This is a genomic window from Halalkalibacter alkaliphilus (genome assembly GCF_023555415.1).
In the GTDB taxonomy this organism is placed as follows: Bacteria; Bacillota; Bacilli; order Bacillales; family Bacillaceae_D; genus Halalkalibacter; species Halalkalibacter alkaliphilus.
The window spans coordinates 198219-213273 of the sequence record NZ_JAKRYL010000001.1; the positions used below are offsets into that span (position 1 = coordinate 198219).

Genomic DNA, 15055 nt, shown 5'->3' on the forward strand with positions numbered 1-15055 from the left:
CACCAACTTTCTTTTGAAATCATGATTAGAAAAAGCGTGACGTCATTACTTTCTTACGAGTATAAAATTGGATGCCGTCCTTTCCATTAGCATGCAAATCACCATAGAATGACTTCTTCCAACCCGAGAATGGAAAGAACGCCATCGGTGCTGGTACATTTACATTTACACCTAACATTCCTGCATCGATCGTTTCCCTAAACTGCCTAATTGCCTTTCCATTATTTGTATAAATAACAGCTCCATTCGCAAACTCTGATTGGTTTGTCAATTCAATTGCATCTTCTAGCGTTTTCACACGTACAATACTTAACACCGGTGCAAAGATCTCTTCTTTCCAAATTTTCATTTCTGGTGTCACCTTGTCAAAGATTGTAGCTCCTAGAAAGTAGCCATCTTGAGATGATTTATCTTCCCTTCCATCCCTAATTAACAGAGCATTTTCATTTTCACCATACTCAATGTATTTATTAACATTTTGTAAATGAGATTCTCTAATTAAAGGTCCTAACGACGTATTATCATCCAATCCATTCCCAATTACTATTTGATCAGCTGCTTCTTTTAGCTTAGAAATTAATTCTTCCGCTACTTCTTCGAGAGCAACCACAACAGAACAAGCCATACACCTTTCTCCCGCACTACCAAAAGCGGCTCCAATAATTCCTTGTACTGTTTTGTCCAAATCTGCATCTGGAAGAACAATTGCATGATTTTTTGCCCCAGCAAGTGCTTGAACTCGTTTTCCGTTAGCCGCGGACTGTTTATACACATACTCTGCTACTGGTTGAGAACCTACAAATGAAACGGCTCTAATGTCAGGATGTTCAATGATCCCATTTACAACATCATGAGCTCCATGAACCAAGTTCAATACTCCATTTGGCAACCCAGCTTCAGTCATCAATTCTACTAGTCTCTCAGCCAATAACGGCGTACGTTCAGAAGGTTTTAAAACAAAAGTATTACCAAGCGCTATGGCGAGCGGAAACATCCAAAGAGGAACCATCATAGGAAAATTAAAAGGGGTAATTCCGCCAACAACACCTACAGGATATCGATACATAGCAGATTCGATACCATTTGCAATTTCCGGAAGTACTTCGCCCATCATATGTGTTGGAGCACCTGCTGCAAATTCAACACACTCTATTCCTCTTTGTACTTCACCTCTTGCATCTTCTTTCGTCTTTCCGTTTTCAAGTGTAATAAGCTCAGCTAATTCATCGTAATGTTCCTTTAGAAGATGATGATAGGAAAACAATACCCTCGCCCTTTGCGGTACTGGTGTTGTGCTCCATGTTTTAAAAGCTTCCTTTGCCACTCTTGTCGCATGATCAACATCTTTCTTTGTTGATAAAGGAACACTTGCTAAAACCTCACCCGTTGCCGGATTAGGAACTTCTTCAAAAGCAGTCCCTAACGATTCAATCCATTGCCCGTTAATATAATTTTTCAGCAATTTAGTAACTGGCTGTGTTGGCATTGGTAATTCCCCCTATCTGATTAATTACTTTAATTATATAGGAATGGTGTTGGCTATTCATTTAACAAAGTGTAAAATAGATTCATAAATTATTGAACATTTTGAAAAATCATTCGAATTCATCCTTTTATTTACTGACATACTTACCTTTTCTGCTTTTAGAAAATAATGGAGGTGTTACACTTTGTCAAAACCTATGGTGCAACGACTTTTAATAAGCGATATACTTGAACGCCCCTTTTTCCAACAAGCTAAAGTAATAGCTAGTGATCAGGCTTTGGATCGAACAGTGACATGGGTTCACATCATGGAAGTTACGAATGTTGGTAAATTATTAAATGGAAATGAATTAATATTATCGACTGGAATCGCTTGGAAAGATAACGAGGAAGTGCTTATCTCTTTTCTCGAACAATTAATTGAAAAAAAGGCAGCTGGACTCGTTATTGAGCTCGTAAACTACACAAAAAAAATTCCTAATGCCGCCCTTCACTTGGCAAAAGCTCATGATTTTCCACTCATTTTGTTTTATGACGAAGTGCGATACATTGATATTACTCAAGATCTTCATGCTATCTTCTTACATCAACATCATCAAATGGTCTCTAAGCTTGAAAAGCTTTCGGTAGTTCTTAATGAATCATTATTATCTGGTCACGGCATCGGAAAATTAATGAACGATTTTCATCAATTTACTTCACTAGAGTTAATATTATTTCCAATACAAGGTAAGCCGATTTTCGTGCCTTCTTGTCCAAAAGAAGTAAGAGATGGTTATATTCAGCAGTGGCAAGCAGATAATAATGGTTTTATTCAAAATTTTCATACAAATACATATAGATGTATCTATTTATTAGGACAAACCTTTGCGTATTTATTCGTACGCCCAAAAGAAGGTTTAGAGTTAACTGAATTTGAAACGCTCGCATTAGATCGCGGGGCAACTGCTGTCGCTCAGGAAGTCATGCGAACGATGTATTACGAAGAACAAAGAAGACATAAGGATGATACTTGGGTACAAAAGTGGTTAACAGGGGATATTAGTGAAGAAGAACTGAAAGCAGGACTTAAAGGGGTAGTTGGAGTAAGAATCCCAAAGATAACCGTAACGATCGTATGCGAAATTAACGATTCAAAAAATACGAAAGATGATAGCCATTTTTTAAGTAACATTATGATTGCTCGTTCATTATTCGAAGATCGTCATTTTAAGGTAATTATCTCAAAATTTCATAATCAGATCGTTTTTGTGCTATTTCCTCCTAACCTTATCCAAGATGAAATTCATCATGAGATCACCGACGTATTCAAACTATTACAAAAAGGAACTGGATCCTACTTTGGTTCATATGGAATTGGACAATTCATTAACAATTTAAATGTTAACAAAAGTTACAAAAGCGCCAAGACCGTTCTCCGTGTGCAACAACGACTTGGTAACTTAGTAATTCCTGCTTATGAATACTTACATAGTTACCGCACAATAGCATTGATGGATGAAGCCGGAACACTTGAAGAGTATGTACATTTTTATTTAGGTGACTTAGAAGATAGTCCAAAAGAGAAAGATAAACACTTACTCCAGACATTAAAGTACTATTTGCTTCATAGCGGTAAAAAGAATGATACTGCAAACTCTTTATTTATAGTAAGGCAAACGTTATATCATAGACTAGAAAAAATTGAAGGAATTATCGGTGACATTTATTCTTCCCATGAAAAAAGGCTTGCTATTGAACTTGCAATTTTAGGATATGAATACTTATATGGTACATTAGAAAATTAAGTTTCATAGGTTCAGCAGTTAAGCATACTTAGACTAAAAGCCACCTGAAACAGTGGTAAATAACTACATTGTAAAACCTAACCATATAACTCCTCTTTTAAATCCGCGGGAACTTCTAAGAGGCTATAAAAGAGGAGTTGGCATTTCTTACTTTACCTTTTCATAATAGGGTTTTGAACTACCTGTCTATCTATCCTTTTAGCGAAAATCTTTATTTTCGCTATCTATTTACTACTAGTCTAGACTTTTCCTTTTGTTACATTATACAAAAAATTTAACTACTACTAATCTCACTTCTATATTATTCATTACCCCTATTACTACATCACCGTATTCCTAAGATCTTCAAATCCACTGACTCTACACTCAACCACATCCCCTTCTCTAATTACGACCGGTCCTGGAGTCCCAGTTATTAAAATATCTCCAGGAAGTAATGTCATAACTTGTGAGTGAAAAGCAACAACAAACCAAGGATTGTAACGCATGTTTGATACTGAATTGCTAAATTGAACTTCTTTATTTAAAACAGTAGATACTTTCAAATCTTTAACATTAGTGATTTCATCTGTAGTTAGTAAGTGCGGTCCAAAACTAAAAAATGTATTAAAGCTTTTCGCTCTAGTAAGGTAACGCGGATTTTTGCTATGAATATCTGCTTCCGTCATATCTAACGCTGTTGTAAATCCGGCTACATACCCTCTTGCATCTTCCTTGCTTATATTGGTGCATTCCTTTCCAATAATGATTCCTAGTTCTGCTTCTGCGGTCGTATTCATAGAACCAACGGGAATTTGAATAGCATCATTTGGTCCGATAATACTAGTATCTGGCTTCATAAAACTAACAGGATCAGTATAAGGAACATTCATCAAGTCCGTTGAATCATCAACATAATTTATTCCAATCCCCCAAATCTTCTTAGGAGCTCGATATAATGGTCCAATGACTGCTTCTTCTGCTGAGATCTTCTCCATTTGTAACAAAGACTCTTTTCCGCTTCCCTTGAACCAACTATTTATTTGCTCCAATTGGCCACTAGTAAGAATCTCTAATAAATCCGTACTCCATTGTTTGTTCTCAACTTTATTAATTGTTTCTATTAATACATAACCTTCAATTGAAAAGATGGCAGCTTGTTCTGTTCCATTGTATTTTAACGTAGCAATTTTCATAATTGCCTCCTTACACCTTTGCAGCCGTTTTTTTCTTCACGACACTGCTAATGTTATTAATCCACTCTAACAATCGTCTGTCTTGATTTGGTCCAGCAATAATTGATAGCCCTATAGGCAGACCGTCAATTTCTGTTAATGGAAGCGAGATTTGCGGAAACCCTGTTAATCCACTAATACAAGTCATTTGTAATGTTTTCATTCTTTGATCTTCTAGATCTTTTCCACTCGTATTTAATAAGGGTGCCACTCCTGGTGCGGTAGGCATCAGAATCACCCCATCCACCCCTAATAAATCTTTCATATGCTCCGTAACTTCAGCCCTTTTCACACTCGCTTTTTCTTTTTCTTTCAGGCTAATCGTACTTGACCACTCAAACCTTTCCGAAATCCCTGGTCCGAAATAAGGATTTTCTTCTGTAATCCACTCTCCATGAGCTTCCCATACTTCATAGCCTTGTATCGTACGAAATGCTTGAAACCATTCAGCTAATCCATCACTTGCAAGTGTTATGTTTTCAGAACGAGTAACCACTTCAGTAAATTGGTCAATGTGCTCAGAATATATGTCTCTATTTTCTTGATCTAATAAGTTCATAATATCTTCCGGAATCAGCATTTTTATAAAAGGCATGTTTATTTTTTTTTGATTGTTTAATAAAACTTCTCCCACTTCACTTAAAGTGCTCGTATCATTTGCCATCCATCCAACTGTATCGAAGCTTGGTGCTAGTGGAATAACCCCCTTAAGCGCGACCGCACCATGAGTAGGTCGAAACCCATAAACGCCGCAGTAGCTAGAAGGGATACGTACAGAACCACCTGTGTCCGTTCCTAATGCAAAATCAACTAGTCCAGATGCAACGGCTACCGCCGATCCACTTGAAGAGCCACCTGGTATACGTTCAGGGGCTTTCGGATTCACTGGTGTTCCTAATTGTGCATTTTCTCCATTTAAACTAAACATTAGTTCATCCGTATGGGTTGTTCCAACTAATGTCGATCCTTCTTTTAATAGGTCCTCAACTGCTTCTGCATGAGTTGGTGCAGCAGTGTGTGTTCTCTCCCAATCAGGGTTGCCTGCAGTAGCGACAATTCCTTTCACATGAAATACGTCTTTCACTGCAAACGATAATCCTTTTAATGCCCCATCTTCATTCTCATTCAAATAGAAAGGGTCGCGGTTAAAAGCTTTCCACTGATCCTTCATCAAATCCCTCCTCGTACTTTTTCTGCATCCCTGTTTCAGAATAATAAGCCAGCCAATCCCCACTTGAAATCACTGCACCAAAATGTCGTTCTATATTTGTTATAGACGGTAAGTATGCGTCTTTAAATGCACACGTTGTTGCATCCTTTACTAGAACAACATGATAGTCTTTCATGTGAGCGTCTCTGATTGTTGACTCGACACATGTATTCGTATTGATACCAGTGAAAACTAGTGTTTCAATTCCTTCCGCACTTAAATAGTTATTAAAATGGTCATTAGTAAACGCACTATAGCGATGTTTGTAGAACAACACATCATCTTTCGTTGGGTGCAATCGTCCATATGGTTCTACACCCCATGTCCCTTCTCGACAGCTATTTGGGTGTTTTCTTGCAATTCTTCTCTTTTTCCATGCCCCATTGCCATCATTTCCATCATTGTGTGTCATGGCTACAAAAATGATCGGAATCTTATTTTCCCTGGCAGTAACAATCATGCGGTAAATAACAGGCTCTAAGGCTTGATAGCGTTTCACATCGAATCCCGCTTGTGAAAATGCACCGCCATTTGCTACAAAGTCGTTTTGCATATCAATCACAACAAGAGCTGATTGCAGCGACTGGCAAAGTACGTTCGGGTCATATGTCATGTTCTTCACCTCATTAGAGAATCAGGGGTTCAAAAGTTGATCCCCTGCCTCAGAGAATTGAGCTTACTTCTTATTCACTAGGTAAAAACTCATTCGTGTAGTATCGATCAAGATCAAAACGCTCACTAATTAAACCACTAACTTCCATAATATCTAATGTATTGTTCATGTTATCTTCAGTCATATATCCATATGGCACACCATCGAATAACGCAATTTCTTCTAACAATGTCAATTGGCTTGTAGCTGTTTCAACATCAATTCCATCTGGGAATAACTCTGTAACAATCTCAGCTGCTTCCTCTTGGTTTTCTAATGTATATTGAAACCCTTTGTCAATTGCTGCTAGGAATCTCTTAACCGTGTTTGGATTTTCCTCAAGGAATCTCTCATTCCCAATCAGCGTTAAACCCGAAAGGTCATAGCCAAAGTCAGCTAAGTATAATGGTGTTAACTCTGTACCTAATTCCTGTTCAAAAACGGGATATTCATTCGTTGAAAAGATCGCAACTGCGTCTACTTCTTTATTCAAAAACAACCCATTTCGCGCTGATGATTCTACTTGGACTGCGTCTACTAAAGATTCATCAACACCATTTGTTTCAAGGAAGTAAGGAAAAACGTTCGTAAACGTAGATGCAATTGACATCGCAATGCTTTTTCCTTCTAAATCTTTTGGAGTTTCAACCGGTGTGTCTGGGTGTGATGCAATCATAATTGGTGAACGGTTCATATAAGACGCAATCATTTTAATTGGCATGCCTTCGACAATCCCTTGAGATGGTTCAACTGTTGATGTAACTCCGAAATGGTCTTGCAAACCTGCTACTGCTTGCATCGTATTCGTTGATCCATTTCCTTCTAGTACTTCAACATTCAATCCAAATTCCTCGAAGAAACCTTTTTCCTTCGTTACAAAAAATGGCGCAAACTCACCTTTGATTCTCCAGTTTAATCGCAAGCTAATATCTGTCACTTCCGGCTCGCCCATTATTTCACCCTCTACCGCTTCATCCGTTCCTTCTTGAGTTTCATCTACTTCTGCACCATCATTAGATTCAGGAGCCACTGATTCTTCACTTCCTCCACAAGCTGCTAGCCCTACCAGTATGAGTATACTTAACACCAACATTTTGATTAATTGCTTCATTGTCATTCCTCCAGCTATTTTTTTGATTAAATCTCTGCGAGTATTCCCTGTGACTTAAATATAGATCGAATATTCTGAACTTGTTTGTTGAACTCGGGCTCTTCTCTCGTTGCGCTATGTCGTGGTCTTTGCAAGCTAATCGGGATTTCTTTTAAGATGGTTCCTGGCCTCTCAGACATCACAATGACTTTATCTGATAAGAATACAGCCTCCTCAATGCTATGAGTAATAAAAACAGTTGTAAATCCATATTTATCAGAAAGCTTCAACAAGTCATACATCATTTGTTCTCTTGTTAAGGCATCTAACGCTCCAAACGGTTCATCCATCAGCAATAATTTTGGATCCTGAATCAATGCTCTGCAAATCGAAACTCGCTGCCTCATTCCACCTGACAACTCATGTGGATACTTATCTTCAAACCCTTTTAAACCGACAGACTCCAATAATTCTAATGCTTTGGATCGATTCGTTTGTTTGTTTTTACGGTCTAACCATGTAATTCCTTTAAGCTCTAACGGAAATAACACGTTATCTATTACCGTTCTCCAAGCAAGAAGAACATCTTTTTGGAACACAACTGCAGCACCATCTGCTATTCTCTTTAAAGGTTCGTCATTGATCTCTACGACTCCAGTTGAAGGTTTGTCAAGACCTGCAATAATTCTCATAATCGTACTTTTCCCACAACCACTTGGCCCGACTACAGCTAAAAATTGCCCTGGATCTATGGTAAGGAAGATATTACTTAATGCTTTTACATCACCTGTCTTTGTTCGAAAAACTTTTTCTACGTTTGTCAAATTTAGTTTTGTCGACATTATCGATCCCCTCCTGCTTTATTTGCGTGATACCATGGCATAACAAGCCTTTCTAAAACATGTACAAGCAGGAATAAAAGCATTCCCATAATGGCTAAAGCGAATAATGTGGCAAAAACCAGTACCGTATCAAGTCTAGCATTCGCCGTTAATTGCAAGTAACCTAGTCCACGTTCTGAAGCTACAAACTCACCAACAATTGCTCCGACTACAGCTAAAGTGACACCTACTTTAAATCCACCAAAAAGATGTGGCAATGCATTAGGCAAGCGTAAGTAGTAGAAGATTTTCCATTCTGAAATTCCGATTGAACGTCCTAAATCATGCATATCTTTATCAAGGGAACGAAATCCATTAACAGCATTGATGACAACTGGAAAAAATGAAATCAAACAAGCTAGAAGTACTTTTGTTGTTAATCCATAGCCAAACCAAATGACTAAAATCGGAGCAATTGAGACCATCGGGATACACTGAATCCCAATTAATACCGGGTAAAGCGAGTTTGCTAGATATTTCGAATAAACGATTGAAATAGCTAGTGGTATACCAATGCATAAACTTAATAGAAATCCTAAAGCTACTTCTGTTAGCGTGGTAAGAGAATGACTAAATAACAATTGAGAGTCTGCAGCCATCCTAGAAAGAATATCAACTGGTGAAGGTAGTAAATACCTGGGAACATCTAGTAAAACCGTTAACGTCTGCCATATAACACCAAACCCAACAATCGTTAAGAGCGCCCAAACAAATTGAGGAACGTGAATAGGTTTTCTCTCTACTTTATTATGGACCTTTTGATTCGTTATTTTCATTTCATTTGATTGCATGTTTGACGCCTCCTATTAATTTTATTATTTGACCATTTCTCCTTTTATCTCGATTCCTAATTGTTCCCTTAAAAGAGGCGACGAATCTCCCTTCATTTTCCGCAGCTTTAAAGCGATTTGCAATTCTAAACAAACTTCTGGATCCTCGAGTTCTACTCCTAATATCGAAGCAATCTTCTCCATTCTGTAAACAACGGTATTATAATGAGTGAATAGCTTTTCTGCGGTTACCCGAATGTTCCGATTCGATTGAAAGTAAACTTCGAGTGTCTCAATATACGTTAACCCTTTGTTTTCATATTCAGTTAAATTCCCTAGCAGATCATCAATATATTGATTTACTTCCATATTGTTTGGAAGCAAATACAGCAACCGATATATGTGTAAATCATTAAATGAAATTAACCGTTCCTTATACTCGTATTGGTCACTGATCTCTTTTACTTTTTGAGCCCGTTTATAGCTTATAACAATGTCCTCAAGACGATTGACAGGGACACCTGCACATAAAAAGTAGGAAGGACCCATTTTTTTGTAATGATAAAATCGTTCTAACTCGCTATTGATTATCTTCACACTTCGTCTTAAGGCTAACTCTGAATCTTCAATGACGAGAAATACATATTCTCCCTGTAAGGTCGTTGCTAATATCTCTCCTTTGATCGTATTTGTTAGATTTTTAATTAAATACGTACACTCTTCTAAATTACGGATGGCTTGTTCTGGTGAGTGCAAGATCAGAACATCAAACCATTTATTCCTCACATCTATACCAAAAGAACTTGTTCGCATTTCTACATCATTTATAGAGGTGAAATGTCCTAATAAGATGTCTTGAATAAACTGATTAAGGTATTTCTTTTCAATATTCTTTCTAGCAATTCGATTGGCAAGCTCCATACTTAGCATGCTGCCTATTTTTTCAATGGTTAAGCAATCTACCTCAGTCAGTTCATAGTTGCTTTCGATACAAGCAATAAACGGAATGTGATCAAGTAATTGCTGCTCCTCTCCTATTAATGGAATCGCGTAACATTGAAATTCTTCTTCGCGAATTTTGATTGAACGTAAGCCATTACCAGCGGTCGACTCAAGATCCTGTGTCACTTTCACCATTTCAACTGAATCTAATACCTCATAAAAGAGTGGAGCTATGATATTTCCATCATGGTCATACATGATAATTGGATTTCCGATAAGTTTCTCTAATTTATATATCACCTTATTTAAGTCTTGCCCTTGCGACAAATCGATTGTAAATTTCTGAATTCGGTCATACAACGTTATTAAATGTTCCGATTCCTTATAAAACACTTCTTCCATTGCGACCCGAACAATATCAGAAAAGGCTGTTGTTGGGGGAATTTCTACGATTGGAAAGTTATACTCATTCGCCTTTTTTATTAAACTTTCTGGAATATTTGGGATAAACCGTTTCACCTTTATCCCCATTCCTGCCACTTGCTTATCTACCAATTGCGGAATCAAATCAGCGAATTCTTCTAAGTTTTCACGAAAAGGATAACCAGTCGTCATGATGAATTCTTTTGGTCTTACAAATTCAACAATTTCCGGACTCCCTACTATATTAATTCGATCAATGATGTTATTTTTGCTTGCATGGCCCGCAGCAAGTATAGAATCAGCCAAAGGATCTAGTTGCAACAGCCCTTCAATGGTTAGACCTCGTTTTTCAAAATTGCCTTCCAGACTGAACACCTCCTATTTTTTATTTGTTCATCAACTCGGTTAGTTGCTTTTCTATACGATTCATTTTATCACTGCACCTGAGCTGATTAATTGTGGCCTCGTCACAACATTTAAAATAAGATATTGTGAATCTTTCCTAATTTTAAAAGCAATTGTTAAATTTAAACAACAAACTGGTTAGATTATCTTTCTGAACGTTTTTATTTTTCATCAAATTCTCTTTCGTGGTTTTGTGAAACTTCCAGAAACTAATTGTCCTAATTTTGTTTGATTTCACTAACTATCTCCTGATCACAAAAAGCATAGAGGGCACTAAAAAGGTAAAATCGTCCCTTTTTTAGTGCCCTCTAATATCCAATACGTTTTTTAATACACTTACCTGAAATATGAAACAAAAGGTCAATCCATCTTAATCACTTCAAAGTCAGAAGATAATAAATTCATGTCATCTAAATCCCAGTTGAAAATTAAAATAGCAGATTGATTAGATTTGTACGAAAGTAGTCTTTCACCATTCTTAATAACCAAACTTTCCGCGTTCCAAAACGAAACAGTTTTATCTTCCCCCGTTCGATTACACACAAATATAGGTAACCCAGTATCAATAGACCTTTGTTCCCACTCACCATTCGGTCCGTGTAAACCTGGCCCCCAAGACGCAGGAGCAACTAGAACTTCTGCCCCTTTTGTGACTAATATATCTGCAATATTTTTTGTGTAAGCATCTGCACATATTAACACTCCAACTTTTATATCCTCTAAATCTATCGGTTCAATGAGTTCACCTGATGTAGACCAATTATCTACCCTTGCAATTTTATGTTGTTTTCCAAGCAATTCACCATTTTGATTAATAACAAAAACTGAATTGTATAATCGGTTGTTCTGTTTTTCCGCACAACCTAAAAATACAGTTGTTTTTAGCGACTTAACCTTTTGATAAAAATCCTTCATCCATTTATCTGGTTGGTGGTTAATCCAATCAGTCCCAACGATATGAGTAAATTGTAATCCACTAGTAGCTAATTCTGGTGTAATAATCCAATCCACCCCTCTTTCTGCTGCTTGATTAACTGCTTTTTCTATAAGATTTTGATTATATGTAATATCGCCAGCAATTGGTAATAAGTGCAATAAAGCAATCTTTACTTCCCTCATGAAATTCCTCCCACTTCATCCTCGTACTTTTATACCTTAGATAATACTACTAAACTTTTAGAACTTTGTGTGAATTTCCTTTATTCATTTTAGGTAGAATTATCTTTGTATTTCTTCCTAATTGAATGCCTTAAGGCAACCCAAAAAGGGAGTCCGTTTAAATGAATTGGTCTCCCTTTTGCTTACTTTTTTAGTTTTCAATTAAACAACCAACTGATACATATCCGTCTTTACTTCACCACCTCAATTTTAAGAGGTGCAGGAGCAGGTGCCTCCGCTATTAATTCAGAGAAAGACTTACAATCATATTGAAGATCTAACGTCACTTTCGTCAACTCACTTTGAACTCTCTGATTATTTGGAGTTCTACTAATCCACATTAACAGTTGCTCTAGTTCATCAGCCTCGTAAAAACGTGAAACATAAGCTAATAGCTGAGCATATTGCAACATATTTCCACTACCTAATGGATTAAAGAAATCCCGTAAGTTATCAGAACCTAACTGAATGGTTACTCCTGCCTTAGCCAAATCTTTTACTCTTGTCAGAGAACGGGTAGCAATAGCCGTCGGGCATGTTGTTACTGTCATACCAGACTCTGCCACAGCTTCAATCGTTTCCTGAGCGATCTTATCATCCACATTGGTTAAGGAACAACAATGAATGGCTGACACCTTATCTTTTAGCTCTCTTTCCTTCGTAACTTGTGCTAAATAAGGTAAATGAAAGTCATCAACTCTACCTGTTTCATCCGTATGAAATTCAATCCAATCAACATCATATTCCTCAGCTAAGTTCATAATTTTATCTATATGTTCTTTTCCTTTGTTATCCATACTTGTGTGACCACCAATTCCAGATACACCCATTTCCAAAGCCTCTTTTAGCATATACTCTGTTTCAGGGAATCGGTCAAACCCTTCTTGATTAAAAGCAATTAGGTCAAGAACGAGGCGGTCTTTCCATTCCTCCTTCAATTCTAAAAGAGCCTCTAGTGCTCTTAACTCAAACAATGGATCAATATCAACATGTGTACGGACATAGGTAGTTCCGTATAAATACATCTTTTCGAGTGCTTTTGTTGCTGATTCTTTTATTTCAAATATAGTCATTTCTTTCTTTGCTTTCCTCGTCCACTCAGCCCTTTTAGGTGCCGGGGCATCAACGTACTTTCTTGGTGGAATCAAAAATCCTTTATCAATATGTGCGTGGTAGTTCTTCCATCCTGAATAGTTCATCGAATCCCTCCTATACGAACGACTGGCGCAATTAAATTAGATCCTTGTGGTCCTTGATGCTCCGATCCTGCCGAACATAAGATTCTCGTTTCACCTACATAACTTCCTACTACTGCATTAGCTACCGCTTTTGCTAGAATTCCAGAATGCATTGAAAGCGCATCTGTATGCATTGTATGCCTCCTGCCTCTTACTTTACCGATCGCATCGGCACCTGCATTAACAAAGACATTTACAATTTGTTGCTGCTGATCTTCCGTTAAAAAGGCTTCCTCTTCAATTCCTGCGTCAAGGAAAGCACTCTTCAACCCTTGAAGATCAAGTGCATCCTCCATTACTCCAGCTCCAATATATAGATTACTAGAAGATTTTTTTGAGTTACCCATTACGATAACTCTAGCTGCCACTTGTTCTTGACCAGCTGAGACAGATGCTTTTGTTGAGTAAAGTGAATGATCGTTGTTGATACTTCCTTCATGAACCTCTTCTCGGTTCACTTCTTTTAGAGCAACCGCCACCCCAAGAGCCGAAGAAGCTTTTGCAAGAGCTCCACCTTCACCCCACGGACATTTTACTTCTACGCATTTCACATCATCTAACGATTCAATTCCTGCCTCTTCCATTGCTTTAGCAACTGCCTCTGCAACTAAATCTACTTGTGCTAGCGTTCCAATTTGTTCTTTTTCTAATACCGGGGTCGATGAAACACCAAATGCAAATCGCTTCTCATTAAATGGCATTCCTTCGCTCGACTCTTCTTTAATGAATAATGTATAGTGCGGCGTCATAAGCCCACCCGTCTTTCCGATCATCATCATCGGAATCGTATCAAAAACTTCTTGATGATTCATATCAAGATATTCAGATAAAAGCACTTGAAAAGCTAATGTCGAATACCCTCTTGCATACCCATCACCTTCTGTTTGAGCAATGATAGCCTTAATCGATTCGGCTTTCACTTCTTCTTTTTCGAGTAGTTCCTTTAATGCAGAAACATCTCCAGGATGATCCATATCACAACGAATTAATTGAAAGTTCATATTTACACACCTCTTTTTTGAATTCGTAATGCACTTTCTTAGCATGATTTAATGGTAGCATTTACGAAAAAAAGAGTAATTGTGTGAAATTCATAATATTTGTTATTATGTATTATGAATTTTTACTATTTTTATTGCCTCTTGTTAAAAAACCACAACAACATTGGAGGTTTTCTTACACCGGCTACTTTTAAGCTTATTGTTTCATTCAAACGCACTTATTGACTTTACTAAAAAAACTTTATTAATTTAACGTTTCAAACTTTGATATTTCGGGTAAAGAAAGAAAAAAAGTGTAAGTAATATTAGGAGTGAAAGCAATGTTAAATAAAGACAATTTAAACGTGGTTTGGCAAGGAATTGAATATAATATAACTGTCGAAGAGGAATTAGATGGTATTCAAGTGTTAAGAAGAAATGACGATGAGTACTTGATTGCCATGGTTGAGAAACCGATCTCGAAAATAAAAGTGAAGGAACTCGGATTAAAATATCAACATATTTACTTTATCTATACATACCAAGAATTCGAGGATGAACCTTTTCGAGTAGTTTGCTATAGAAACAAAAAAATCATCACATGTGATACTTCTTGGAACAGTCTGATCGATGTATTGAATTATTTGTATGAAGGCTTTGGCTTTGATTTAGAAGATGAATACGACGTCATGAATGATGAGTAATTGATTACATATTAATAAAAGCCCCCCCCGATGTCTAAACTGAAAAAAATTTTTTACGCTAATATTTATGTTGGAAGGATGCCACTACAGAAAAATGCCTGTCATTGACAGGCACC

At 37.2% G+C, this 15055-nt stretch carries 13 protein-coding genes; 2 read left to right on the forward strand and 11 right to left on the reverse strand.

Translation table 11 applies throughout. The annotated features are described in order from the left end of the window. Positions 1-25 precede the first annotated feature (25 nt). The gene (locus tag MF646_RS00920; RefSeq protein WP_250094602.1) at positions 26-1486 is read right to left on the reverse strand and encodes a CoA-acylating methylmalonate-semialdehyde dehydrogenase; all 1461 of its coding nucleotides are present in this window, start codon (positions 1484-1486) and stop codon (positions 26-28) included. Between the two features lie 184 nt (positions 1487-1670). Here MF646_RS00920 and MF646_RS00925 point away from each other — a divergent pair, with 184 nt between their 5' ends. Next, on the forward strand, positions 1671-3272 hold the full coding sequence (locus tag MF646_RS00925) for a PucR family transcriptional regulator (RefSeq protein ID WP_250094603.1): 1602 nt from the start codon (positions 1671-1673) through the stop codon (positions 3270-3272). Between the two features lie 320 nt (positions 3273-3592). Here MF646_RS00925 and MF646_RS00930 read toward each other — a convergent pair whose 3' ends face one another. From MF646_RS00930 to MF646_RS00975, 10 genes are all read right to left on the reverse strand, one after another. Then, positions 3593-4447, reverse strand: coding sequence for a fumarylacetoacetate hydrolase family protein (locus MF646_RS00930; RefSeq protein ID WP_250094604.1), 855 nt, complete (start codon positions 4445-4447; stop codon positions 3593-3595). A gap of 10 nt (positions 4448-4457) precedes the next feature. Next, entirely contained in the window at positions 4458-5657 is a 1200-nt protein-coding gene (locus MF646_RS00935; RefSeq protein WP_250094605.1) for an amidase, read from the reverse strand. Continuing rightward, positions 5632-6309: a cysteine hydrolase family protein gene (locus MF646_RS00940; RefSeq protein WP_250094606.1), complete on the reverse strand. Its 678-nt coding sequence runs from the start codon at positions 6307-6309 to the stop codon at positions 5632-5634. Before MF646_RS00940 ends, MF646_RS00935 begins: the two co-directional genes overlap by 26 nt. 70 nt (positions 6310-6379) lie before the next feature. Then, on the reverse strand, positions 6380-7459 hold the full coding sequence (locus tag MF646_RS00945; protein ID WP_250094607.1) for an ABC transporter substrate-binding protein: 1080 nt from the start codon (positions 7457-7459) through the stop codon (positions 6380-6382). Positions 7460-7485: 26 nt separating this feature from the next. Continuing rightward, entirely contained in the window at positions 7486-8280 is a 795-nt protein-coding gene (locus MF646_RS00950; RefSeq protein WP_250094608.1) for an ABC transporter ATP-binding protein, read from the reverse strand. Continuing rightward, positions 8280-9110, reverse strand: coding sequence for an ABC transporter permease (locus MF646_RS00955; protein ID WP_250094609.1), 831 nt, complete (start codon positions 9108-9110; stop codon positions 8280-8282). The genes MF646_RS00950 and MF646_RS00955 overlap by 1 nt, the downstream gene beginning before the upstream one ends. Before the next feature lie 24 nt (positions 9111-9134). Beyond that, the gene (locus tag MF646_RS00960; RefSeq protein WP_250094610.1) at positions 9135-10775 is read right to left on the reverse strand and encodes a PucR family transcriptional regulator; all 1641 of its coding nucleotides are present in this window, start codon (positions 10773-10775) and stop codon (positions 9135-9137) included. Positions 10776-11219: 444 nt separating this feature from the next. Continuing rightward, a complete protein-coding gene (locus tag MF646_RS00965; protein ID WP_250094611.1) occupies positions 11220-11978 on the reverse strand; it encodes a carbon-nitrogen hydrolase family protein in 759 nt (252 codons plus the stop codon). A 230-nt stretch (positions 11979-12208) separates the two neighbouring features. After that, positions 12209-13216, reverse strand: a complete 1008-nt coding sequence (locus MF646_RS00970; protein ID WP_250094612.1) for an amidohydrolase family protein — start codon at positions 13214-13216, stop codon at positions 12209-12211. Further along, positions 13213-14256 (reverse strand): ring-opening amidohydrolase, encoded by a 1044-nt coding sequence (locus MF646_RS00975; RefSeq protein ID WP_250094613.1) that lies wholly within the window; start codon positions 14254-14256, stop codon positions 13213-13215. The genes MF646_RS00970 and MF646_RS00975 overlap by 4 nt, the downstream gene beginning before the upstream one ends. Before the next feature lie 320 nt (positions 14257-14576). Here MF646_RS00975 and MF646_RS00980 point away from each other — a divergent pair, with 320 nt between their 5' ends. Next, positions 14577-14939: a hypothetical protein gene (locus tag MF646_RS00980; RefSeq protein WP_250094614.1), complete on the forward strand. Its 363-nt coding sequence runs from the start codon at positions 14577-14579 to the stop codon at positions 14937-14939. Positions 14940-15055 lie beyond the last annotated feature (116 nt).

Bases quoted from the DNA above. Each gene is read 5' to 3' on its own strand.
- MF646_RS00920 (WP_250094602.1), bottom strand. From the start codon at position 1,486: ATGCCAACACAGCCAGTTACTAAATTGCTGAAAAATTATATTAACGGG.
- MF646_RS00930 (WP_250094604.1), bottom strand. From the start codon at position 4,447: ATGAAAATTGCTACGTTAAAATACAATGGAACAGAACAAGCTGCCATC.
- MF646_RS00935 (WP_250094605.1), bottom strand. From the start codon at position 5,657: ATGAAGGATCAGTGGAAAGCTTTTAACCGCGACCCTTTCTATTTGAAT.
- MF646_RS00940 (WP_250094606.1), bottom strand. From the start codon at position 6,309: ATGACATATGACCCGAACGTACTTTGCCAGTCGCTGCAATCAGCTCTT.
- MF646_RS00945 (WP_250094607.1), bottom strand. From the start codon at position 7,459: ATGAAGCAATTAATCAAAATGTTGGTGTTAAGTATACTCATACTGGTA.
- MF646_RS00950 (WP_250094608.1), bottom strand. From the start codon at position 8,280: ATGTCGACAAAACTAAATTTGACAAACGTAGAAAAAGTTTTTCGAACA.
- MF646_RS00955 (WP_250094609.1), bottom strand. From the start codon at position 9,110: ATGCAATCAAATGAAATGAAAATAACGAATCAAAAGGTCCATAATAAA.
- MF646_RS00965 (WP_250094611.1), bottom strand. From the start codon at position 11,978: ATGAGGGAAGTAAAGATTGCTTTATTGCACTTATTACCAATTGCTGGC.
- MF646_RS00970 (WP_250094612.1), bottom strand. From the start codon at position 13,216: ATGAACTATTCAGGATGGAAGAACTACCACGCACATATTGATAAAGGA.
- MF646_RS00975 (WP_250094613.1), bottom strand. From the start codon at position 14,256: ATGAACTTTCAATTAATTCGTTGTGATATGGATCATCCTGGAGATGTT.
- MF646_RS00980 (WP_250094614.1), top strand. From the start codon at position 14,577: ATGTTAAATAAAGACAATTTAAACGTGGTTTGGCAAGGAATTGAATAT.